The organism is Streptomyces sp. MB09-01 (assembly GCF_033794505.1).
GTDB lineage: Bacteria > Actinomycetota > Actinomycetes > Streptomycetales > Streptomycetaceae > Streptomyces.
Map to the genome: position 1 here is coordinate 15,314 of NZ_JARAYQ010000055.1, position 22,368 is coordinate 37,681.

A 22,368-nucleotide genomic window follows, 5' to 3' on the forward strand; every position below is an offset into this window, starting at 1 on the left:
ATCCTAGGCTCTCCGAACATATCCGCCGCCACGTTCAATCTGCTCTTTTCCCTGACACGCGGTTCACGTGAATTCCTGCCGGACCACCCGAAGAAATGCCCGGACGGATAATGCAATACCCGGTACAGGAGTCGCGGTTTCCTCGGAAAGCATTCCCGATGTGCCGGCCTTCGAGGAGGGGGGAGGGAGGCCGCCCGCCGGGCGGATGGGCCTCCCTCCGCCGTCTCAGCCTCCGCTGATCAGCGCACCGCGGTCGACCTTCCCCGTCGCCGTCAGCGGCAGGGTCTGCACGGCCGCGATCCGCGTCGGAACCATGTAGGCGGGCAGCTGAGCCCGGAGGTGACTCCGCACCTCCTCGACCCCGACCGGGGACGCGGCCTCCGGGACGTAGGAGGCGGCCAGGTGCTTGCCTCCGGGTCCGTCGACGGCGACCACGACGGCTGTCCGCACACCCGGGCAGCGCACCAGCGCACTCTGGACCTCTCCGAGTTCGATGCGGTAGCCGCGTACCTTGACCTGGTCGTCGAGACGGCCGAGGAACTGCAGGTTCCCGTCGGGCAGCCAGCGGGCCCGGTCGCCGGTCCGGTACATGCGTTCTCCGGGCGCGGGTGCCCAGGGATCGGGCAGGAACTTCCGGGCGGTGAGCGCGGGGCTGCCGACGTAGCCGACGGCGACGCAGTCACCGGCGATGTGGAGGTCGCCGGGCGTCCCGACCGGGGTGGGCCTCAGGTTCTCGTCGAGCACGTAGTAACGGGCATTGGTCATGGGCCTGCCGTAGGGGATGCTCGGCCACTCGGGATCCACCACCGTGACCGGGTAGTGGTTCGACCACACCGTGCACTCGGTGGCACCGCCGAGCGCGATCACCTTCGCCCCGGGGAAGGCCGCACGCATCTCGTCCGGCAGCGGCAGTGGAATCCAGTCGCCGCTGAGCAGGACGAGCCGCAGCCCGTCGCGTCCCCGCGCGTCGCGCTCTGCGAGGAAAGGGGTGAGCATCGCCAGCGCCGCGGGGGCCGAGTCCCAGAGGGTGACCGGTTCGCCTTCCAGGATGTCGATGAGGACGTCGGGTTCGGCGATCTCGCCCTGCGTGGCGACACGGACCGAACCTCCGGCGGCGAGCACCCCGAACATGTCGTACACGGACAGGTCGAAGCAGAACGAGGTCACGAAGAGCACTTGGTCCGCAGGGCTCACCCGGTACGTGCCGTTGATCCATTCGATGAGGTTGACGGCGGAGCGGTGCTGGACGGCCACGCCCTTGGGGGTGCCCGTGGAACCGGAGGTGAAGATGGCGTACGCGAGGTCGTCGGCGGTGACCGCGACCCGCGGCGGGAGCGCGGGGCGTGCGGCGACGGCCGCCCCGGTCCAGACCCGTCCGCCCCGGTCCGCTTCCGGTACGTGCCCGACGAGACGGATCAACGCGTCGTAGCGGCCGGCCAGTTCGCCGTTGAAGCCTCCCTCGGTGCGCCGCTTCACCTCCACCTCGGCAACGGTGGGCAGCACCTCGGAGAGCCTGTCCAGCAGGGCGGGTGGAACCCTGAGTCCGGCGTGCGCCTCGATGTCCGGGTCGATCAGGTCGGCGAGCAGGATTGCACCGCCCGGGCGCAGCAGACCGCTGAGCGAGGTGAGCGTCTGCAACAGGTAGTCCATGTCGGGCAGGAACTGGACGGTGCTGGCCATGACGATCAGGTCGAAGGGCCCCTGAACGACGTCCGCGACCTCGTGCGCGTAGGCGACGAGGCCCTCGACCCGGAATCCGCCGGCGGCCGCGGTGGCGAGGTTGCGCCGCACCGCGACGCCCGACGGGTCGGCGGCGACGTACCTCCGCGCGCCGGGAGCGAGGACCTCCGTGACGAGCCCGGTGCCGCAGCCCACCTCCAGGATGTCCGCGCCCCGGCCGGCGGCCTCCTGTGCCAGGCCCGCCACGTGCCGCGCGTACGCGGTCACGTCGGCGGGTGTGTACGGGCGGTCGGAGCGCCGCAGGTTGAACCCGGCGGCTTCCAGCGGGTCGGGTTCGCCGGAGAGGAAGTCGAAGAACTCCTCGACCCCGGTGCGGTCCAGAACGGGTTCCCAGGTGCTGTCGGCGTCGATGTCCGGGCAGACGACTTCGGTCACGGTCGGCACCTCCCAGCGGATCTCCTGCACGGTCCGCAGGTGCACGGCGCCTGTGATGACGCACCGTACGCCGAGGTCGCGCAGGAGCCCGGTGACCCGCTGTCGCGGCCAGGCGGGATCGATGGGGAGGTACGCGGCCCCCGACTTGAGCACACCGAGCAGGGAGGCGACGGCGAGCGGAGTGCGGTCGCAGTACAGCGCCACGAAGTCGCCACGCCCCAGACCCCGGTCGTGCAGCAGCCGTGCCATGCGGTCGCTCCACGCGTCCAGTTCGGCGTGAGTCGTCACCCGGCCGTCGGCTCCGACGAGGGCCGGGCGCCCGGGGTTGCGGGCGGCTGCCTCGCGCACCAGGTCCGGGACGGTCGCCGTGCGCCGGTAGTCACGGGTGGTGTCGTTCCAGGCGGGCGGCGGGAGCCGTTCGTCCGTGGAGGTCATCGCGGCTCGCCTCCGTTCTGTCCCACGTTCGCCTCGATCGCCCGCGACAGGCTCTCGACGGTGGGGTTCTCGAAAAAGAGGCGCAGCGACAACCGTTGCCCCTGGGCCTTGCCCAGGCGAGCCATGATGCGGGCGACGAACAGGGAGTGTCCGCCGATGTCGAAGAAGTCGTCGTCGTCGGCGAACGTGTCGTATTCCAGGGCGGCGGCCCAGGCCGCACGCACCTGCTCGGTGATGTCGGTGATACGGGCGGGCTGGGTGGACGGGCCCGATGACATGTCGTGCCTCCTTGGGGCGGCGGTCGGTGCTTCGGTGGGACCGGGGTCGTGAGCGGCGAGCGAGGGGCCGCGCTCGCCGGGGCAGGACGGTGCTCAGCGTCCCGTGGTGGAGAGACGGGCGACCAGCTCGGTCAGCGCCTCCCCCATGTGTGAGAGCAGTTCCTCCGCCGGCGGCCGTCCGGGGCCCTCGGCGTGTACGACGCGCAGGCGCATCCGTTCTCCGATCGGCATCGCGCTGAACTCCAGCTCGTAGGGACGTGTGTTCGCGGGGGCGCGGTCGGCCACCTCGCCCAGGACTGCCGGTGTGAACAGGTCCTGGGTGACGGCCTGTTGTACGCTGCCGCCGAGCAGCGCACCCATGCGGCCCAGGTAGTTGAAGTTGACCGTGGCCGGCGGTACGAGTGCCATGCGGTCGCGTACCGAGGGATCGGTCGCGGCATGACGCAGCAGGCCGTAGCCGAGGCCGTCGGCGGGAACTCCACGCAGTTCGTCGCACATCACGCCGTACACGGCCAGGGGATCCGGGTCCCGTGGCAGGTCGAGTCGCACCGGATGCATGACCGTGAACCAGCCTACGGTGCGACCCGGATCGACTCCCTCGAACAGGTGCTCCCTGCCGTGCCGTTCGAGATCGATGCGGACCTGGGCCTCCCCCGTCCACCGGGCCACAGCGTAGGCGGCCGCGGCCAGGACGATGTCCTGCGGGCGTGTCCCCACCGCCTTGCCCGCACGCGTCAGCAGTGCGGCCGTGACCTCCTGCGACAGGTCCGCGGTCACCACGCGCGCGTCACGCTCGACGCCCGGTGGCACGAGACGGCCGGCCGGCCGTTCCGTGTCGCCCGGCGGTGCCCAGTGGTCCAGTTCGGTCCGCACGGCGGCGGAGTCGGCGTGGGCGTGCAGCAGAGTGGTCCACCGGGAGTACGGCACGAAGGGCGGCAGCCGTACGTCCTCCCCTGCGGCGAGCTGGCCGTAGGCCGTGGTGAGGTCGTCCACGACGATCTGCCAGGAGACGAAGTCGATCACCAGATGGTGGGCGACGAGCAGCACGTGAACGGTGCCGGCGCCGGAACCGTCGGCCGGGGCGGGGAAGACCGCGGCGGCGAACAGCGGGCCCTTCTCCAAGTCGAGTGAGGCGTGCAACTCCTCGGCAACGTCCTCCGGTGCGCGGGCGCACTCCTCCTCTACGAGGTGGACGGCCGCTCCTTCGGGGTCGTACCACTGCCGTGGGGCGGCTCCGGCCGTCGGCCGGGTGAAGCGGTGCCGGAAGACCGTGTGGTGCAGGGCGACCGACCGCAGTGCCACCGCGAGCGCGGCACGGTCGACCACCCGTGCCGTCCTGAGGAGGACCGCCTGGTTCCAGTGCGACCGCTCGGCCGGTTCGAGATCGAAGAACCACTGCTGGACCGGGGCCAGGGGGATGGTCCCGGCAAGCCCGGGGTGCTCCGACGGTGACCGGGCCGGCACGCGCCGGGCGCCGTCTTCCCGTGCCGACGGCTCGCCGGGGTCCGGCCGGGTCGCCCCGCCGGTGTCCTCGGCCACCGCGGCGAGTTCGCTGAGCACGGGGTGGGTGAACAGCTGCCTGGGAGTGATCCGGATGCCCTCGTCCGCGGCGCGGGAGACGATGCGCAGGCCCGTGATCGAGTCGCCGTCGAGATCGAAGTAGTCGTCGTCCGGTCCGACGGAAGGGGCGCCCAGGATCTCCTTCCAGATGGTGGCGAGCCGGCTTTCCATCGAGGTCATCGTTCCGGTGTCGGCCGTGGCCGCCGCCTCGACCCCCATGGGGTCGGCCGAGGCTGCCTCCGGCGCGGGAGCGGTCCGCGCCGTCTTCGCGTTGCCGGCCACGGGCAGCCGGTCGACGAGCAGGTACTCGGCCGGGAGCATGTACTCGGGGAGTGCGCGGCGCAGCCCGTGGCGCAGCGCCGCGGCCGTGAGCCCGTCGCCGGTGCCGTCGTGCCCATCGCCGCCTGGTTCGACGTAGGCCACGGGCACGCCGTCCGTGCCGGGGACGACCAGCGCCCGGGCGACGGCAGGCAGGCGGGTGAGGGCCGCCTCCACCTGGGCCGGTTCGACGCGATAGCCGCGCACGGCCGTACGGTCGCCGATCCGGCCGAGGACCACGACGTCACCGTCGGGCAGGTAGTGGCCGGCATCGCCGGTGCGGACCGGTGACGGCCCTCCCGGCAGGGAGGCTCGCTGCCCGGCAGCCCGGGGTCCGGAGCCGGGCGGCGCGGCGGACGGGGCCTGCACCACGCAGATCTCGCCGACGACACCGGGGGGACACAGCCGCCCCGAAGGGTCGAGGACATAGCACTCGACGCCGGGAACGGGGCGGCCCACCGGTACGGGCAGGTCGTCGCGCAGCACATGCCGCGGAGCCTCGTGGGCGCGCACCACCGGGAAGGTGTCGGCGCCGCCGTACTCGTGCACGACACGCGTCCCTCCGGTCGCCGCGGTCACCGCCCGCAGCAGTCCGACCGGGAGGGTCTCACCGCTGATGGCGAGCGCCGCCGTGCGCGGCCTGCGTCCGGCCAGCGCGGGAAGGAGCGCGGCGCACTCCGTGGGGGTGAGCGCCACAAGGGCGAAGTCCCTCTTGGCAGTGAGGAGTTCGGCGAGTTCACGCGCACTTCCGCCAGCCGCGGTGAGTACCACGCGGCCCCCCGCGGCCAGCACGGCGAGCACCCGGGCCAGCATCCGGTCGGGTGCGAGGGACCCGTGTACGAGCACTCCGTCGAGGGAGCCGTACTGTTCCCGGAGCCACTGGGCCCAGGCCGCGAGCGTCCGGTGGTCCAGTACGGACTCGCGCGGCGGGCCGGTCACTCCCGACGTGCGCTGGATCACCGCGGGCAGGCCGCCGGCCGTGCTCTCCGGACCGGAGCCCAGCACTCCGGGCAGATCCGCGCCGGCGGCGGACGGTGGGTCGTCCACGCATACGACGGGCAGGCCGATCGCGCCGAGCCGGTCGCGACCCGATGCCGTGGTGATGACGAGATGCGCGCCGCCGCCCGCCGCGACGGCCCGAACGCGGTCGGGCGGGCTGTCCGCCCGGACGGGGTCGCAGGCCACGGAGGCCAGCATCGCGCCGAGGCCGGCGACGGCCAGGTCGGCGGAGGGCGGCAGCCACACCACGGCGACGGCGCCGGGCCCGGGGCGCGTGGCCCGGACGCGGTCGGCCAGCGAGCCTGCCCGGCGGACCAGTTCCCCGCGGGTGAGCAGTTCGCCGTCCGCCTCGACGGCCGTCACTTGCGGCAGGGCGGCGGCATGGCGGACGGTCTCCTCGGTCACCGTCCGCGGGTTCCGGGGGCCCGGCCCGCCGCGCGAGGCGGCGAGCAGTCGGTCACGGGTTCCGGCGTCCAGCACGTCGATCCGCCCCACGGGAGTCCGCGGGGTCCGCAGCACAGCCCGCAGCACGTTCTCGAACTGCCCCGCCAGCCGCACGACGGTCGGCTCCTCGAAGAGCTCGGTGCTGTACTCCCAGGCGATCGCCACCGAGTCGGACGCTTCGTACACCGACGCAGAGAGGTCGTAGACGACACCGCGCTGACGCAGCGCCATCGATTCCAGATCGAGCTCGCCGAGGCGCAGCGTCCGGCCGCTGCCGCCGGACAGGAACCGGCCGACCGCGAGCCGGGCTTCGTCGTGCGCCTTGTTCTGGCCGAAGGCCACCTCGACGAGAGGCGCGCGGCTCCGGTCGCGTCTGAGACCGAGCCGCTCCACGATCCGCTCGAAGGGCAGCGTCCGGTGTTCGAGGCCCTTGAGCAGACTGTCGCGGACCCGCCCCAGCAGTTCTTCGAACGGCTCGTCGGCGTCGATCGGCGTCCGGCAGACGACCGGGTTGACGAAGTATCCGAGCACATCCTGGAATTCACGCCGCTGCCGGTTGGTGGTGATGGCTGCCAGCGCGATGTCCCGTTCCCCGGTGCAGGCGTGCAGCAGAACGTGGAAGACGGCGAACAGCACGGTGTACACGGTGGTGCCGCGTTCGCGGGCGAACGCCTCCAGCTCCTTGACGGACTCCTGACCGAGGTCGTGGAAGTAGGTGGCGCCGTGCTGCGCCTGGACCACGGGGCGGGGCTTGTCCAGGGGGAGCTCCAGAGCAGGCGGCGGATCGCGGAGCACCTCCCGCCAGTAGGCCCAGTCGCGCTCCCCCACAGGCCCTTCGGCGGACCTGGCGTGCCAGCGGGCGTAGTCGGTGTAGGTGTGCGGCTGCGGGGGCCGGTAAATCTCTTCGCCGGTCACCGCCGCCGAGTAGGAGGTCTCGATGTCCCGCAGCATCGTCACCAGCGACCAGAAGTCGGAGGCGATATGATGGGTCGTCACCAAAAGGACGGGGCCGCCGTCGCCGGCGTCCGTGTAGAGCCGCACCCGCATCGGGTGCTCCGTCTCCAGGGCGAACGGCCGGAACGCCTCGGCGCTCAGCTCCCGTTCCATCTCTTCGGGGTCGAGTGCCGTCCCGATCACCTCGAAGTCCGCGCGGGCCCGGGCCGCCACGTGCTGGAACGGCTCACCGCCGCGCACCCCGAACGTGGTGCGGAGCACCGGGTGGCGGTCCACCAGGTCCTGGAAGGTCCGCCGGAGGGCGTCCGCCTCGCAGCCGGAGGTGATCCGGGCGGCAAAGCTCTGGTTGTACGCGGCGCTCTCAGGGGCGAGTCGGTCCGCATGCCAGATCGACAACTGGTTGGCGGACAGCGGGAATTCACCGCTGCTTCGCCCTTCGGCCGCCAGCGGCTCCAGCGCCTCGCCGGTCTGTTCGGCGAGCTGCCGGGCCAAGGCCCCGACGGAGGTGCCGGAGAGCAGGTCGTGCAGGGCGACGGCACGGCGGAGGCTGTCCTCCAGCGCCATCTTGAGCCGCAGCGCACGCAGGGAGTCCAGCCCCAGGTCGCGCAGCGCGGCTTCGGGGCCGTGCTCCTCGGGCACCTCCCCGGTCACGGCGGCCACGCAGCGCAGCACATGGCCCGCGATCAGCCGGGTGCGCGCCTCGAGGTCGGGCTCCGCCCAGATGTCGTCGGCGGCCGGCGGCCCGCCGGGCTCCTGCACTGCCGCGAGCAGGGTGGCGAGTGCGGCGCGGCGCGTCTTCCCGAGCGGGGTGCGGGGGATCTCCTCGACGGCCACGAAGCGCGCGGGCACCTTGTAGCCGGTGAGGTGTTCCTCGCAGTGGGCCGCGAGCCGGGTGGTGTCCAGGGCGCCGCGCGGCACCACGGCGGCGATGAGCAGATCACCGCCACCGGCCAGCGGCAGCCCGACCACGGCGGCTTCCGCGACGTCGGGATGGGTCTCCAGGACCTCCTCCACCTCGACCGGGTTGACCTTGTGCCCACCGGTGTCGATCAGGATGCGCTTGCGTCCGGTGACGTAGAGGCGCCCCTCGGGTGTGAGCCTGCCGAGGTCACCGGTGAGGTGGCGGCCGTGGACAGGGTTCCGCGTCGCCGCCTGTCCGGCGTATCCGGTCATCACCGAGCCACTGGTGACAGCGATCTCCCCGGTCTCGCCGGGCGGCAGCGGACGGCCCCGGTCGTCGAGGATCTCCACCCGGACACCGTTGAGCGGGCGGCCCACGGACTCGGGCACGACGGGGCCGGGGCCGCAGTCCCAGGACACGCTGCCCGCCTCGGAACTGCCGTAGGTCTGGCGCACGGGCACCCCGAAGCGCGCCAGGAAGCGCTCCTGGACTCCCGGGGCGAGGAAGTTGCTGCCGGACAGGCACAGACGTACCGACGAGAGGTCGGCCTCCCGGTCCGCGGGCCAGTCGGCGAGCGCCGCGAGGAGGTACGGAACGGCGGGGAAGACGGTGACCCGGTGCTCCTGCAGCAGGCCGAGGATCCTCTCGACGTCGAGTGCCGGAGCCCCGTCGGGGACGCCGCCCGAGTCCCGCGGTTCGACGAGGACCAGCGTGGCGCCCACGAGCACGGAGACGATCATGCAGCAGAACTGGCCGAGCGCGTGGAACAGGGGAACCGGGCAGAGGATCACGTCGTCGGGGGTGATCCCTGCCGTGGAAGCGATGTTGTCCGCTTCGGCGAGCTGGTTCCCCTGGCTCCTGCGGATGCGCTTCGGTTCGCCCGTGGATCCGGAGGAGTGGGTGAGCACCCAGGGGCCGTCGGACGGCTCGGGTGCGGTGGGGAAATCGCCCGCGGTTGGTACCCCTGCGACCGCCAGGGCGTCGAAGGCGTGGGCGCCCGGGCCGGTCTCGCCGACGACGATCAGTTGCGGCGCGCGGCGCCACCTGGCGCCCAGGTGTTCCAGGAGGGGCGCCCGGACGGTGTCCGTGATGACGACGGCGGGTTCGCACCCCGCCGTGCGGTCGAGGATCTCGTTGAACGTCAGATCCGGGTCGAGGGCCTGCACTTCGGCGCGCATGCCTGCGGTGGCGAAGTAACCGATCACGAATTCGGGGCAGTTGGGCAACACGATCAGCACCCGCTCGCCCGGTACCACGCCGAGCCGGCCGAGCCCGGCGCGCAGCCCCGCAGTCCGGTCGCTCAGTTCGCGGTAGCTGAGCCGGCGTTCGCCGAAGGCGACTGCGGTGCGGCTCGGATCACGGGCGACGACGGCGCGCAGTCTCGATTCGATCACCGGGCACCTCCGTCGCCCTCGCCCTGCCGCAGCTGTGCGAGGACGTAGTTCTCCACGTCACTGACCGTGCGGATGCTCTGGGCGCTCTCCTGGTCGATGGGGGGCAGGGCGTATTCGTCCTCCAGGGCGAAGGCGAGTTCCAGCAGAGCGAGCGAGTGGTAGCCGAGCGTCTCCACCAGGTCGGGGTCGGTCCCGTCGGCCGCACCAGCGTCCGGTGCCATGCTGATCACGATGTCTCGGATCTGCCGACGCATGTCTTCCTCGGTCCGCTGTGTCATGGGGTGGTCCTGTCTGTTGGTCCCGTGGGGTGTCCTCTGTCCGGACCGGCACACAGCGCCGGGGCGCCGGGTTCCGCCGGATGTACGCTGCGTCCGCTCATCGCCCGGTCACGACCTCCAGCAGGTGGGGGCGGGCGGAGGTGAGTGCCGCGCGCAGGGCGTCGGCGAGCAGTTCGGGCCGCTCGACCCGTGAGGCCTCACACCCCTGTGCGCGGGCGAGGCCGACGAAGTCCAGGCCCGGCAGGGCGGTGCCGACCGCCTTGCCGATGCCGAAGCGCTCGGCGAACCGGTCGACCGTCGCGTACGAGCCGTTGTTCACGACGATCACGGTGAGCGGCAGGTCCAGCTCCGCCGCCGACCACAGGGCCTGGACGGAGTACATGGCGGAGCCGTCGCCGACCACGGCGATCACCCGTCGGCCGGGCCTTCCGAGCGCCATGCCCACCGCCGCGGGCAGAGAGTGCCCCAGCGCTCCGCTGGCACAGGTGTAGAAGCTCTCCGGCCGGGTGTTGGGAAGGTACTCGCACATCACCGGGCGGCTGCTGGGCGCCTCCTCGACGATGACGCTGTCCGCGGGGCGCAGCCGGGCGAGCGTCTGCATGAGGAACGGCTGGCCGATGGTTTTGTCGTCCGGGGCCACGAGGCGTGGCTGTGGCCGCCGGGGCGGCTGCGCGCGCGCCGTCTGCGGGGCGTAACCGAGAAGATCACGTACACCCTGCCGGATGCTGGTCACCACCGAGGTGCCGACCGGGGTCCACGCCGCGGTCTGCGGGTCGTCGGTGAGCTGGAACAGGGCGGTGTCCGGGGGGAGGACGGGGCCGGCGCCGGCGACGTGGTAGGTGAACACCGGCGCCCCGAGGGAGAGGACGACGTCGTGGCCGGTGAGCTGCTCCACGATGCCCTCGCGCAGGGGTGGCAGGAATCCGGCGAAGAGCGGATGGTCCTCGGGGAAGGAGCACCGATGGGACATGGGCGGGGCCCAGACCCGGGCCCTGTGCTGTTCGGCGAGGGCCACCACGTCGTCGAAGGCCCGCTCCTGGTCGACCGCGGCGCCCACCACGAAGGCCGGCCGGGCCGCGCCGGCCAGCGCGCGGCCGACATCGTCGAGGCGTTCGGGGTCGCCGCGCAGGGCGGTGCTCACGGTGCGCGGCGCCAGGGGCTCCGCGGGGGCCGCCCAGTCGTCGGCGGGGACGGAGACCAGTGTGGGACCCTGGGGCGGCGTCATGGCGAGGTAGTAGGCGCGGGCGATGGCCGCCGGTACGTCCTGGGGACGGGCGGGTTCCCGGCTCCACTTGACGTACGGGCGGGGCAGTCCCACCGCGTCGTCGTTGAACAGGTACGGCTCGCCTCCCAGGAGTGAACGGGCCTGCTGACCGGCCACGATCACCAGTGGGGTGCGGTTGCGGTGGGCGGTGAAGAGGCTGCCCATCGCGTGCCCGACCCCCGCCGCCGAGTGCAGGTTGACCACGGCGGCGTTGTGGGTGGCCTGGGCGTGGCCGTCGGCCATGGCGAGCACCACGGATTCCTGGAGGCCGAGCACGTAACGGAAGTCGGCGGGAAAGTCGCGGAACATGGGTAGTTCGGTGGAGCCCGGGTTGCCGAAGACGGTGGTCAGGCCGAACGATCTGAGCAGGTCGAAGGTGACGTCGCGCACGGTCGGGGTGAAGTCGTCCGCCATGGACGGAACCTCCTGAGTACGAGGGGTACGGCGTGGTGCAGGTGCGGTCAGCCGCAGTCCGTCTTGGCCGCGGCCAGAGCGGACCAGACGCGGAACGGCGACAAGGGCGTGTCCGTCAGTCGTTCACCGATCTCGGGCACCGCGTCGGCGACGGCGTCGGCAACGGTCGCCGGGGGCGGGATGGCGCCTCCCTCGCCCAGCCCCTTGAACCCGCCGGGGATGATCTCGCTGGGGGTGACCCGGTCCTCGATGGTCACCGGCGGCACGTCACCGACGGACGGCAGGACGTAGTCGCCGTAGGCCGCGGTCAGTGGACGTCCGGTGGCGGGATCGTGCACGACCTCCTCCAGGAGGGCGATGCCCAGCCCCTGGGCGACTCCGCCGGTGATCTGGCCGGCCGCGATGAGCGGATTGACCAGGACCCCGCTGTCGTTGACGGTCCAGTAGTCCTCCACCGACGTCCGGCCGGTCTCCAGGTCGACGGCGACGGCCGCGCCGTGTGCGCTGTAGGAGTAGGTGAGGGCCGGCGGGTCGAAGTCGACCGACTCCTCCAGCCGGATCCGGTCGTGGTCGGGACGGCCCCAGCCCTTCCAGCCGCGCGAGGCGACCTCTCGCCAGGCGATGGTGGTGTCACGGCCGGCGACGCGGAACACGTCCCCGTCCATGGAGACGTCCGCCGGGTCGGCCCCGAGGTAGCCGGCGGCCAGCAGGCGCATCCGTTCCCGCATCTTCTCGGCCGCCTTCATCAGAGCTCCGCCGGCCAGCGTGAGCGACCGGCTGGCCTGCGAGGTGAGGTCCGAGTACGGCGAGGTGGCGGTGTCCCCCAGCTCGACCGTGATCCAGTCGAGTGGGACACCGAGGCGGTCGGCCGCGATCTGGGCGAGGGCCGTATCGATGCCCTGGCCGATCCCGACCACACCGGAGAAGACAGTGACGGTTCCATCGTGGTTGACGCGCAGCCGGGCACTCTCCCAGCCGCTCCAGTCGATGCCGAAGGCCTCCAGGAGCGCTGACGGTGCGAATCCGGTGATCTCGACGCTCGCGGTCACCGCGACCCCGCGCCGGAGCGTCGGGGTGGAGGCCTGCCGACGGTCCGCGCCGATGGCGGCGGCGCGCCTCAGGGCTGCCGGATAGTCGCCGCTGTCGTAGGTCAGCCCGGTGCGCGTCGTGTACGGCATCTCGCCCGGTCCGATCATGTTCCGGAGCCGCAGCTCGACCGGATCGAGACCGCGTTCCCGCGCGGCCTCCGTGACCAGCCGCTCCCGGATCCAGGAGGCCTCCTGCATCCCGTAGCCCCGGTAGGCGCCGGTGGGTACGACATTGGTGAACACGCCGGTCACCGTGGAGCCCGCCCGCTCGAAGCGGTACGGCCCCTCCAGCGCGAGGCCGGTCACCTGGAACGGGCCCGAGCCCGCCTGGATGGCGAACGCCCCGAGGTCGCCCAGGATGTCGGCGTGGACCGCCAGGAAGGTGCCGTCGTCGTCCAGGGCAAGACGCCCACGGGCCTGCTGTCCGCGCCCCTGGTAGGTCGCGGTGAGGTTCTCGGTCCGGTCCTCGATCCACTTCACCCGGCCGCCGAGCACCATGGCGGCCAGGCAGACCAGCGCCTCGTCGACGTACAGGGTGACCTTGCTGCCGAAGGAGCCGCCGATGTCGGGGGCGACGACCCGGACCTCGTCGGCGCGGAGCCGCAGCGCCGCGGCCAGTTCCCGCCGGACCACGTGGGGCGACTGTGTGCTGCTCCACACGGTCAGCCGGCGAGTGTGCCCGATCCACTCGGCGAGCAGCCCGCGTGGTTCGAGGGGGCTGTGGCTGACCCGCTGGACGCTCAGCCTTCGCTCGACGACATGTGGCGCCGTCCGGAAGATCTCCTCCAGTTCGTCGGCGGGGTCGCCGAAGTGGATCGTGCCGGCCACGTTGCTCCCGGTGTCCTGGTGGACCAGGGGTGCGTCGTCCGCGAGCGCCGCGTCGATGCCGACGACGGCGGGCAGCGGGTCGATGTCGATCGCGACGCGTTCGGCCAGGTCCTCCGCGACGGCGCGGCTGTCCGCCACCACCAGGCCGATGGGCTGGCCGACGTAGCGCACGATGCGCGCCTGCGGGTCGACGTGCAGGGCAGCCTGGCCGGGCAGCCGCCAGGAGGTGGGCAGCGGGTCGAGCCGCTCGGCGATGTCGTCGGGCCCGAGAACGAGCCGGGCCTCGCCGCCGGCCAGCACCGCCGTGGCGTCGAAGCGGGTGACGACGCCATGGGCCTCGGTGCTGCGGAGGACGACCGCGTGCAGGGCGCCGGTTTCGTCGATGTCGTCGACGTACCGGCCCTCACCACGCAGCAGCCGCGCATCTTGGATGCCGGGCACGGACCGGCCGATCACGGGTTCGGGCCGGTTCACCGGGCGTCCTCCCCGCCCTGCCAGTGCCGCTCCACGGCGGAGCGGATCCCGGCGTATCCGGTGCAGCGGCACACGTGGCCGTCGACGACGCTCTCCAGGGCATCCGCCGCGCACAGTCCGGCGCGCTCGGCGTAGTGCAGGCCCATGAGCAGGCCGGGGGTGCAGAATCCGCACTGGAGCCCGTGCTCGGCCATCATCGCCCGCTGCAGAGCGTTCAGTTCGCCGTCGGGTGCGAGCCCCTCCACGGTCTCGACGTTCTTGCTGTCCGCCTGGAAGGCCAGCATCAGGCAGGAGCGGACGGGCTCGCCGTCGACCAGCACGGTGCACGCTCCGCACACGCCCTGTTCGCATCCGACGTGCGTGCCGGTCAGCCCCAGGGAGTGGCGCAGGAAGTCGCTCAACAGCGTGCGGGCCTCCGCGGGAGCCGACCGCACCGTTCCGTTGACGGTGAGGGTGATGTCCTGGAATCTCATGCGGCGTTCCTCTCGGGCACAAGACGGGTGACCGCCCGGCGCAGAGCGGTGCGCAGCATGTCGGTTCGGTAGGCGGCGCTTCCGTGGAGGTCGCCCGGCGGGTCGGCGGCGGCGGACGCGGCGTCGAGGACGCCGCTGAGGGACGTTCCCCGCGGCTGTCCGACCAGTGCGCGTTCCGCCTCTCGCAGCCGCACCGGCCGGTCGGCGATGCCGGAGGCCGCGAGGCGGGCCTGTACGACGACCGGCCCCTCGACGGCGACGGCAAGGCACACCCCGACAAGGGGCCGCCCCGCGCTGCCGCGCCGGGACACCTCCTCGAAGCGGTGGCGGAATCCGGGTCGGCGCGGGATCGCCACCGCGGTGAGCAGCTCGCCGGGCCGGCGCGCGGTGAGGTGCGGCCCCTGGAAGAAGTCCTCGGCGTCGACTGTCCGCGCTCCCTGGGTGCTGTGCAGGGTGAGCCGGGCACCGAGGGCGACCACGCACGCGGGCAGCTGCCCCGCGGGGTCCGCGTGGCAGAGCGAGCCGCCCAGCGTGCTGCGGTGGCGTATCTGCCGGTGGGCCACGAGGCCGGCGGTGTGGGCGAGGACGGGGAGGGCCGCGGTCAGGGCGGGATCGGCCTCCACGTCACTGAGCCTGGTCATCGCGCCGACGCGTACGGAGTCGGCGGTGACCCGGATGCCCGCGAGCCCGGCGACCCGGTTGAGGTCGACCACGGTGGCCGGCCTGACACGCCGCTGGTTCAGCAGGGGAACCAGGCTCTGTCCGCCGGCCAGCGGCACCGCGGGCCGGTCGGCGCCGGCCAGGAGCGCGAGGGCTTCGTCGAGGGTCCGGGGCGCCTGGTAGTCGAAGGCCGCCGGTTTCACCGCGCCTCCTCGGGGTCGGCGTCGGGAGAACCCTCTGTGCGCACCCGCACCAGTTCGACGGCCTGCGGCGGAGTGAGGTGGCACAGTGCGTCGAGTACGGTGGCGTCCAGCAGCACCACCGCTCCGGAGCGCTCCGATTCCAGTTTGAGCCGTTGACCGTTGCCCGTGGGGCTGACCGTCACACGCACCGCCGCCGACTCGCAGACGATCCTGCACAGTTCCGATTCCTGCCGCCCTGCAGAACTCCGGGCGAGTCCGCTCATGACGATCCCTTGCAGTCGTGGCCGCATCGGCCGTCAGAAGATGATGGAGAGCTGTTCATGCGTGGGCACTTCGATGTCGAGGAGCGCGCGCCGCCGCAGCAGGCGGTACGACCCCCCGCCGAGGTCGGTCACGATGTCCTGGCGGCTCGCGGTGACGGTCGCGCTCTCGCCCCGGCCCCGGTTCCAGGTGGCGAGCACACCGCACTCGACACGCCAGGTCCCGACCCGATGGGTGGCGAACACGCGGACAGGCCCGAGGAAGTGGCGCACGACGCCGCCGGGGCGGTCCGACCAGGCGTGCCTCAGGCCCAGGCGGCCGAGCTTGAGGGCGAACACGTGCTTCGTCGCCTCGAAGAGCATCGCCCGATCGCTGTGCCGGGACAGGTCCGGGTCCTCACGCAGCAGGGGCACCGGAACCTGGTAGAGGAAGTCGTCCTCCAGCAGGTCGAGCCAGTCCTGGTACTGGCGGTCGTCGAGCAGCGCCGACTCCTCCTCCAGGAACTCCCGCAGGGGCCGGTCCATCTCGCGGTGGCGGGCGCCTCGTCCGGGGAAGGGCTGCTGCTCGGGCAGCGGCCGCGTCGGCTCCGCCCGCGCCGTGCTCGCGTCAGTCACGGGGGGCCTCCATGAGTTCGGCCCAACGCCGGTAGAAGCCGCGCTGGTTGTGTTCGGAGAGGGTGAGGTGCTCGGCCCGGCCCGGACCGGGGAAGCCGGGGACGGGCGTCCCGAGCCCCATGCCGAGGGAGAGGTCGGTGGGCGCGTCGTCCGCGACGCTGCCGCCGATCGCCGCGTCGATCCGGGCGAAGTTCTCGAAGTCATCCATCTCGAAGAGGATTCCGCCGGCGGACTGCGACCGGGCCTGGAAGGCGTACGAGCGCCGCTTCCACTCCTCGCTCATCGACCTGGGAACCAGCGTCCAGTAGGTGCATTCGGTGTGACGCGCGTCGATCGGCGTGTGCACGCGCCAGACGAAGTACTTGGTCAGCGGATCGGTGTCGCGGCCGACGGCCCGGTCGTGCGAGACGCTCAGGAAGGCCGCGTTGGGGAAGACCGTGCCGTGCACGACCTCGCAGTGCGAGTTGAACCTCACCTGCTCCTCGGTCTGCGCTGCGGTGAAGCGCGGCCACTCCTCCGGCGGATAGCCGAGGTAGGCGGCCTGCGTGAGGTCGCGCTCGAACGTGGGGTTCGCCTTCTCGACGACGTATCCGGCGCGCACCGCATGACCCTGCGGGGTACTGATGTTGATGCCCATCAGGTCGAGTTCCCCCTTGCCGAGGGTTCCGTCGGCGAGGCTGCTGCCGTAGATGCCCTGCTCGAAGGCGGCTTGATGGGTCGTCTGCATGTGATAGCCGTCGCCGGCGAAGTTGTCCGTGGAGATCTTCCAGTTGCCCTTCACGACGGAGCGCTGCGGCGGCCCGTAGACCTCCCAGTCGCCCCCGGTGAGGTCGAGCATCGCGTCCAGGTACCAGCGGAAGTCGCCGAGGTACTCCTCCAGTGGAGGTGCCTGCTCGTTCCAGGTGGCGAAGATGAAGCCGCGATAGGCGGTGGCCCGGGCCCGCGGGAGGTCGTAGGCCTCCTTGCGGAAGTCCTGCGGGTAGTTGCTCCGGAGGCTCGGCACCCCGACGAGGCGGCCGTCGTTGGCATAGGTCCAGCCGTGGTAACTGCACCTGAAGTGAGCGGAGTTGCCGAAAGTCGCACGGCAGAGCTGGGTGCCCCGGTGGCTGCAGGAGTTCAGCATGACACTGATGCGGCCCTCCTCGTCGCGGGCGACGATGACGCCGTCGTCCCCCAGCCGCCGCACCGCGTAGTCGCCGGCGTCGGGCAGTTCGGACTCGAAACCGAGCAGCTGCCAGCTCGGCCGGAACACCCGGCGCATTTCCTCTTTCAGTACGTCTTCGTCGAAGAAGGCGCGGCGATCGAGCCGATACATCTTTTGCGCATCCTCCGAACGAGCTGCTTCCAGCATCCTGATCCCCCTTTTCCAGGCCGGCGGGAACGACGTTCACCTTCGACGACGCGAGAGGCTAGAGCCTCGGGCATCTGTCTGACCAGTAAGCAGTCGTGAACAGTCCCGCTGTTCAACATCGTTCGACGCCGTTGCCAGTGGGCCGCCGCTTCTGTTCTAGTCAATCGGCGCGCTTCCATGCCGCATTTTCCCCTTTGCAATTCTCCGAGACGGAGGAATCCCCTTGCCGACCCACGCCCTCTCTGCGGAAGAATTCACGCACAACGATCTGGAGTACATTCCGGACCCGTTTCCGTTCTACGAGAAGATGCGCAACGAGAGTCCCGCCTTCCGCTCGGACCGCATCTTCGGCGGCGCGTGGCTGTTCTTCGGTTACGAGGACTGCCTGCGGCTCATGAAGGACGAGCGCCTCTCGAACGCCCGGGCCGCGGTTCCGCTCTGGTTCCTGCCCGAGTCGCAGCGGGAGGAGTTCGCCGACATGATCGGCGTATACGAGCGCTGGCTCGCCTTCCATGACGGGAAGGAGCACACGGTGAACCGCCGCCAGGCCAACAACAGCTACCGGCCTTTCAGCGACGAGTGGCTCGAGCCACGCATCCAGGGCCTGGTGGACGGACTCCTGGACAAGGTCGACCCCTTCGGCTTCGACCTCATGTCCGAGTTCGCGTTCCCCCTGCCGGCCATGGTGATAGCCGATGTGCTGGGCGTCCCGGTCGAGGCCCATCCCGAGCTGACCCGCTGGACCGACGACATCGCCCACCTCTTCGGGTCGACGCAGGTCACCGTCGAGCACCTCAAGCGCACGCAGGCCAGCACCCGTGAGCTGACCGAGTTCCTGGCCTCCCCCGAGTGCGCCGAGAGCGCCGCCCGTCAGAACGGGCTGCTGCACACGCTGCGTACCACGGAGGTACACGGGCACCGCTTCTCGGAGCAGGACGTGGTGGCGCAGGCCGCGCTGTTGCTGTTCGCCGGCGTCGCCTCGATCCGGTACCTGATCGGCAACAGCGTTCACGTCCTCGACCGGTGCACCGCCGAGGAGCGGGACCTCCTGCAGACTCCGGCCGCCGTACCGGACGCGATCGAGGAACTGCTGCGCCTGTGCACCCCGGTGCAGTTCGTGGGCCGGGTGGCCCGCGAGGACATCCCCTACACCACCGCCGCCGGCGAGGAGATCGTGCTGCCGGCCGGACGCCCGATGATGCTGTACGTGGCGTCCGCCAACCGCGACCCGCAGCAGTTCTCCGAGCCCGACAAGCTGGTGCTCGACCGGCCGGCCCCCAACACCCATCTGACCTTCGGCGCCGGCCGTCACCTCTGCTTCGGAGACCCTCTGGTGCGCCAGACGATGCGGATCGCGCTGGCGACGCTGTACCGGCGGATGCCCGGGCTGCGCGTGCTGCCGCAGACCCTCAACTACAACAACAACCTCGGCTTCCACGGATTCACCGAGCTGCGCGTCCAGGACGGCAACGCGATCGCGGCTCCCGGGCCCGCGTGAGGTACCCCGACCCGCCCGTTTCCCCGAGGAGACCTTGATGCCCCTGCCCAGACTGTCCAACTTCGTGGACGGGAAGAAGACCGAGCCCCTCGACGACGGTTACGCCGAGCTGCTCGACCCGTGCACCGGGACGGCGAGCGCCCTCGCTCCCGTCAGCGGCCCCCAGGACGTCGACGCCGCGATGAGGTCGGCTGCGACCGCGTTCGCACAGTGGCGACGCACCACGCCTGCCGAGCGTCAGCAGGCACTGCTGCGCATCGCCGACGCCCTGGAGAGCCGAATGGAGGAGTTCGCCGAGGCCGAGCTCCTCGACACCGGGAGCACCGCGGCCGCCGGCGAGGCGCCGCTGATGGTGGACCAGCTGCGGTTCTTCGCGGGGACGGCCCGACTCCTGGAGGGCAGCTCCGCCGGCGAGTACTCCGCCGGTCACACCTCGTACGTGCGCAGGGAGCCGGTAGGCGTCTGCGCCCAGCTCGCCCCATGGAACTTTCCGCTGCTCATGGCCGTGCTCAAGAGCGCGCCGGCCATCGCGGCGGGGAACACCGTGGTGCTCAAGCCCGCCGAGACGACGCCCCGGTCGGCCCTCTTGTTCGCAGAGCTGGCTGCGGAGTTCCTGCCTCCGGGGGTCCTCAACGTGGTCTGCGGGGCCCCCGCGACCGGTCGGCTGATGGTGGAGCACCCGGTGCCCGCGATGGTGTCGCTGACCGGATCCGTCGAGGCCGGCATCGACGTCGCCCGTTCGGCCGCCGCCGACCTCAAGCGGGTCCATCTGGAACTGGGCGGGAAGACCCCGGTGGTCGTCTTCGCCGACGCCGACCTGGACGCCGCCACGGCGAAGATCATCGAGGGCGCGTTCGGCAACGCCGGGCAGGACTGCACCGCGGCCACCCGGGTGCTGGCCGACCGGGAGATCCACGACGAACTGGTGGAACGCCTCGCAGCCGCCGCGCGGGCCGTTCGCCCGGGCCCGCCGGCCGACCGGGCCGCGGCCTACGGACCGCTCAACAACGCCGCCCAGCTGGAGCGGGTGCGCGGCCTCGTCGAGCGTCTGCCGGAGCATGCCGAGGTCGTCGTCGGAGGGAAACAAGCGGGCGAGGCGGGATACTTCTTCGAGCCGACCGTCGTCAGCGGAGTCCGGCAGGACGACGAGATCATCCGTACCGAGGTCTTCGGCCCGGTCGTCACGGTCCAGCCGTTCGCGACCGAGGAGGAGGCGGTGCGGCTCGCCAACGGTGTGGAGCAGGGCCTCGCCTCGGCGGTGTGGACGTCCGACCACACCCGCGCGATGCGGCTCACCGGTCTCCTCGACTTCGGCACGGTCTGGGTCAACACCCATCTCGGCTTCCCCTCGGAGATGCCGCACGGCGGGTTCAAGCACTCCGGCTACGGCAAGGACCTGTCGATGTACGGGTTCGAGGCCTACACACGGATCAAGCACGTCATGCACCACGTAGGCGCGTAGCACGGTCGGCACGGACGAAGGCGCCGGAGGGGCTTCCCTCCGGCGCCTTCGCGCTGCTCAGGACCGGGTACGCGGCACCCCGGCGGGAAGGTCGCGCAGCTCCCCGCTTACCAGTTCGCACATCCGGCGCTCCCGGGTCGTCACGAACAGGTGCCCTCCCTCGATGCTGTACGAGGTGAACGGGCCGCTGGTGTGCAGGCGCCAGGCCGCCACGTCCGCAGCGTCGACCAGTGGGTCCGTGTCTCCGCCGAAGGCGCTGACGGGGCAGGCCACCTGCGTGTCGGAGGGGCGCCGATAGGTCTCGGCGGCTGCGAAGTCCACGTGCAGGGTCGGCAGGAACAGCTCCGCCAGTTCGTCGTCGTCCAGTGCTCCCCCCGGCTCGGGCTGGAAGCGGCGTACGGCCTCCAGGAACGGACCGGGCGCCAGCGTGTGCAGGCCCCCGTAGTGCAGCGGCCTGTGCGGTGCCCGGGATCCCGAGACGAACAGCCGGGCAGGGGGAAGGCCGTCCCGGGTGAGTCGCAACGCGGCCTCGAAGGCGATGAGCGCCCCCATCGAATGCCCGAAGAGGGCGTACGGGCGGTCGATGTCAGCGCGCAGCACGGGGACCAGGGCATCGGCGAGCGCGTCGACCGTGCGCAGCGGCTCTTCTCGAAGCCGCCGTTCGCGTCCCGGCAGCGCTACGGGCACGACCTCCACGGAGGCCGGGAACGCCCGGGCCCAGGGGCGGTACGCGCTCGCTCCCGACCCGGCCCAGGGCAGGCAGTACAGGCGCACCGCGGCTCCGTCGCGGTGGCGGGGCACCGTCAGCCACCCCCCTCCGCGCACTGTCCCCGTGCCCGAGGGGCCGATCGCCGCCATCTCAGGCCTCCCCGAGTTCGTGGAGCACACCGATCAGCTCCTCGACCAGCCGGCCGGCGCGCTCGGGCGTGAACCACCTGGTGGTGTGGGTGAGCAGGCCGTGCAGGGAGCGTCCGTCGTCGACCAGGGTGAGGAAGAGGTCCTGGTACTGCTCGGCGACGGCCAGGGACACGGGAACGGGTTCGACGTCGCGGTCTCCCGTGTCCAGGGGCATGTCGATGTAGTTGAACAGCACCTGACCGAAGTCGGCACCGGTTTCGAAGAGCGCCTCGATCGGCAGCGAGTGGGTGAGCCCGTCCAGGTAGGAGTCGCGGACGGCACCGAGGCGGTCGGCGAGGTCCTCGCTCCGGCGCAGGTCCAGCCGGAGCCACAGGGTGTTGGCGAAGAACCCGACGGTGCGGGCGAAGTCCCGGGTACCCCGGTTGGAGACGGACGTGCCGATCACGATGTCCGACCGACCGGTCATCCGCTCCAGGGCGACGGCCAGTGCCGTCAGCGGCACGACGGACGCCGGCGTGCCCGCGCGCGCGGCGGAGCGCACTGCGGCCACCGCGGACTCGGGGACGGTGAACGTGTGCTGCAGGCTGGGCAGGCTCACGGTGTTGCCGCCCCCGAACAGGGGCTGGGCGCCTTCCAGTCGTCGCTGCCAGTACGGGAGGTGCCTGGTGTCCTCACCGGCGCCGAATTCCGCGTACGGCCTGGTGGCCGGGAGCCGCGGCGGCTGGTGACCGTGTTCCAGCGCGCGGTAGCAGGCCAGCAGTTCGTCGGCGAGTACACCCATCGACCAGCCGTCGGTGTTGAGGTGGTGGACGACGAGCACCAGCAGCCACTCCTGGTCGGCGAGACGCAGCGCGTCGAGGCGCAGCAGCGGCCCGTCGGCGAGATCGAACGGCTCGCGGACCCGTACGCCGGCCTGCGGAAGGGCGTCCTGGACGGTGACCGCCCGTTCACCGCCCCGCAGGTCGGCCGTGCGGACCGCGACCCGGACATCGGGTAGCACCCGTGCGACCGGCCGTTCCCCGTCGCGTGGGAAGACCGTGCGCAGCGCGGCGTGCCGTTCGGTGAGCCACTGCAGACTCCGCTCCAGGAGGGGGACGGAGAGGTCTCCTCCCCAGCGCAGCAGTGTGTGCACGTTCAGCGAAGGGTGGTCGTGGGTGGCCATCCATTCCTGCGCGCGGGAGAGACCGGACGGCCCTCCGGAGGATTCCGGCCCGGTGTCCCGGGGGGCGGTGGCGGGGGCGGGC

The 22,368-nt window shown here is 71.7% G+C and carries 15 protein-coding genes; 2 read left to right on the forward strand and 13 right to left on the reverse strand.

Features of this window, described 5'->3' with window-relative positions; genetic code table 11:
• Window positions 1-225 precede the first annotated feature (225 nt).
• The 11 genes from PV721_RS14500 to PV721_RS14550 form a co-directional block, all read right to left on the reverse strand.
• Window positions 226-2,550: an amino acid adenylation domain-containing protein gene (locus PV721_RS14500; protein WP_319724052.1), complete on the reverse strand. Its 2,325-nt coding sequence runs from the start codon at window positions 2,548-2,550 to the stop codon at window positions 226-228.
• On the reverse strand, window positions 2,547-2,828 hold the full coding sequence (locus PV721_RS14505) for an acyl carrier protein (protein ID WP_319724053.1): 282 nt from the start codon (window positions 2,826-2,828) through the stop codon (window positions 2,547-2,549). The genes PV721_RS14500 and PV721_RS14505 overlap by 4 nt, the downstream gene beginning before the upstream one ends.
• A 93-nt stretch (window positions 2,829-2,921) precedes the next feature.
• Complete coding sequence (locus tag PV721_RS14510; RefSeq protein ID WP_319724055.1) at window positions 2,922-9,398, reverse strand: condensation domain-containing protein; 6,477 nt, start codon at window positions 9,396-9,398, stop codon at window positions 2,922-2,924.
• Entirely contained in the window at window positions 9,395-9,676 is a 282-nt protein-coding gene (locus PV721_RS14515; RefSeq protein WP_319724057.1) for a phosphopantetheine-binding protein, read from the reverse strand. Before PV721_RS14515 ends, PV721_RS14510 begins: the two co-directional genes overlap by 4 nt.
• 97 nt (window positions 9,677-9,773) lie before the next feature.
• The gene (mdlC, locus tag PV721_RS14520) at window positions 9,774-11,354 is read right to left on the reverse strand and encodes a benzoylformate decarboxylase (RefSeq protein WP_319724059.1); all 1,581 of its coding nucleotides are present in this window, start codon (window positions 11,352-11,354) and stop codon (window positions 9,774-9,776) included.
• Between the two features lie 47 nt (window positions 11,355-11,401).
• Entirely contained in the window at window positions 11,402-13,744 is a 2,343-nt protein-coding gene (locus tag PV721_RS14525) for a xanthine dehydrogenase family protein molybdopterin-binding subunit (protein ID WP_319724061.1), read from the reverse strand.
• Window positions 13,741-14,217: a (2Fe-2S)-binding protein gene (locus PV721_RS14530; RefSeq protein WP_319724063.1), complete on the reverse strand. Its 477-nt coding sequence runs from the start codon at window positions 14,215-14,217 to the stop codon at window positions 13,741-13,743. Before PV721_RS14530 ends, PV721_RS14525 begins: the two co-directional genes overlap by 4 nt.
• Entirely contained in the window at window positions 14,214-15,080 is an 867-nt protein-coding gene (locus tag PV721_RS14535) for a xanthine dehydrogenase family protein subunit M (RefSeq protein WP_319724065.1), read from the reverse strand. Before PV721_RS14535 ends, PV721_RS14530 begins: the two co-directional genes overlap by 4 nt.
• Window positions 15,077-15,343 carry a hypothetical protein gene (locus tag PV721_RS14540; protein WP_319724066.1) on the reverse strand — a complete coding sequence of 89 codons (267 nt, stop codon included), beginning with the start codon at window positions 15,341-15,343 and terminating at the stop codon, window positions 15,077-15,079. Before PV721_RS14540 ends, PV721_RS14535 begins: the two co-directional genes overlap by 4 nt.
• A 33-nt stretch (window positions 15,344-15,376) precedes the next feature.
• Window positions 15,377-15,955 carry an aromatic-ring-hydroxylating dioxygenase subunit beta gene (locus PV721_RS14545; protein ID WP_319724068.1) on the reverse strand — a complete coding sequence of 193 codons (579 nt, stop codon included), beginning with the start codon at window positions 15,953-15,955 and terminating at the stop codon, window positions 15,377-15,379.
• Window positions 15,948-17,270 (reverse strand): aromatic ring-hydroxylating oxygenase subunit alpha, encoded by a 1,323-nt coding sequence (locus PV721_RS14550; protein ID WP_319724070.1) that lies wholly within the window; start codon window positions 17,268-17,270, stop codon window positions 15,948-15,950. The genes PV721_RS14545 and PV721_RS14550 overlap by 8 nt, the downstream gene beginning before the upstream one ends.
• 259 nt (window positions 17,271-17,529) lie before the next feature.
• Between PV721_RS14550 and PV721_RS14555 the strand changes: the two genes are divergently transcribed.
• Window positions 17,530-18,804 carry a cytochrome P450 gene (locus PV721_RS14555; RefSeq protein ID WP_319724072.1) on the forward strand — a complete coding sequence of 425 codons (1,275 nt, stop codon included), beginning with the start codon at window positions 17,530-17,532 and terminating at the stop codon, window positions 18,802-18,804.
• A gap of 37 nt (window positions 18,805-18,841) precedes the next feature.
• A complete protein-coding gene (locus tag PV721_RS14560; protein WP_319724074.1) occupies window positions 18,842-20,266 on the forward strand; it encodes an aminobutyraldehyde dehydrogenase in 1,425 nt (474 codons plus the stop codon).
• 57 nt (window positions 20,267-20,323) lie between these two features.
• Here PV721_RS14560 and PV721_RS14565 read toward each other — a convergent pair whose 3' ends face one another.
• Both PV721_RS14565 and PV721_RS14570 read right to left on the reverse strand, forming a co-directional pair.
• The gene (locus PV721_RS14565; RefSeq protein WP_319724076.1) at window positions 20,324-21,067 is read right to left on the reverse strand and encodes a thioesterase II family protein; all 744 of its coding nucleotides are present in this window, start codon (window positions 21,065-21,067) and stop codon (window positions 20,324-20,326) included.
• A gap of 58 nt (window positions 21,068-21,125) precedes the next feature.
• The coding region (locus PV721_RS14570; RefSeq protein ID WP_319724078.1) for a condensation domain-containing protein at window positions 21,126-22,368 on the reverse strand (1,243 nt) is incomplete at its 5' end.

What these genes read in the sequence shown, in the direction of transcription:
- PV721_RS14500 (WP_319724052.1), bottom strand. Translation starts at nt 2,550, where the DNA reads ATGACCTCCACGGACGAACGGCTCCCGCCGCCCGCCTGGAACGACACC.
- PV721_RS14505 (WP_319724053.1), bottom strand. Translation starts at nt 2,828, where the DNA reads ATGTCATCGGGCCCGTCCACCCAGCCCGCCCGTATCACCGACATCACC.
- PV721_RS14515 (WP_319724057.1), bottom strand. Translation starts at nt 9,676, where the DNA reads ATGACACAGCGGACCGAGGAAGACATGCGTCGGCAGATCCGAGACATC.
- mdlC (WP_319724059.1), bottom strand. Translation starts at nt 11,354, where the DNA reads ATGGCGGACGACTTCACCCCGACCGTGCGCGACGTCACCTTCGACCTG.
- PV721_RS14530 (WP_319724063.1), bottom strand. Translation starts at nt 14,217, where the DNA reads ATGAGATTCCAGGACATCACCCTCACCGTCAACGGAACGGTGCGGTCG.
- PV721_RS14540 (WP_319724066.1), bottom strand. Translation starts at nt 15,343, where the DNA reads ATGAGCGGACTCGCCCGGAGTTCTGCAGGGCGGCAGGAATCGGAACTG.
- PV721_RS14550 (WP_319724070.1), bottom strand. Translation starts at nt 17,270, where the DNA reads ATGTATCGGCTCGATCGCCGCGCCTTCTTCGACGAAGACGTACTGAAA.
- PV721_RS14560 (WP_319724074.1), top strand. Translation starts at nt 18,842, where the DNA reads ATGCCCCTGCCCAGACTGTCCAACTTCGTGGACGGGAAGAAGACCGAG.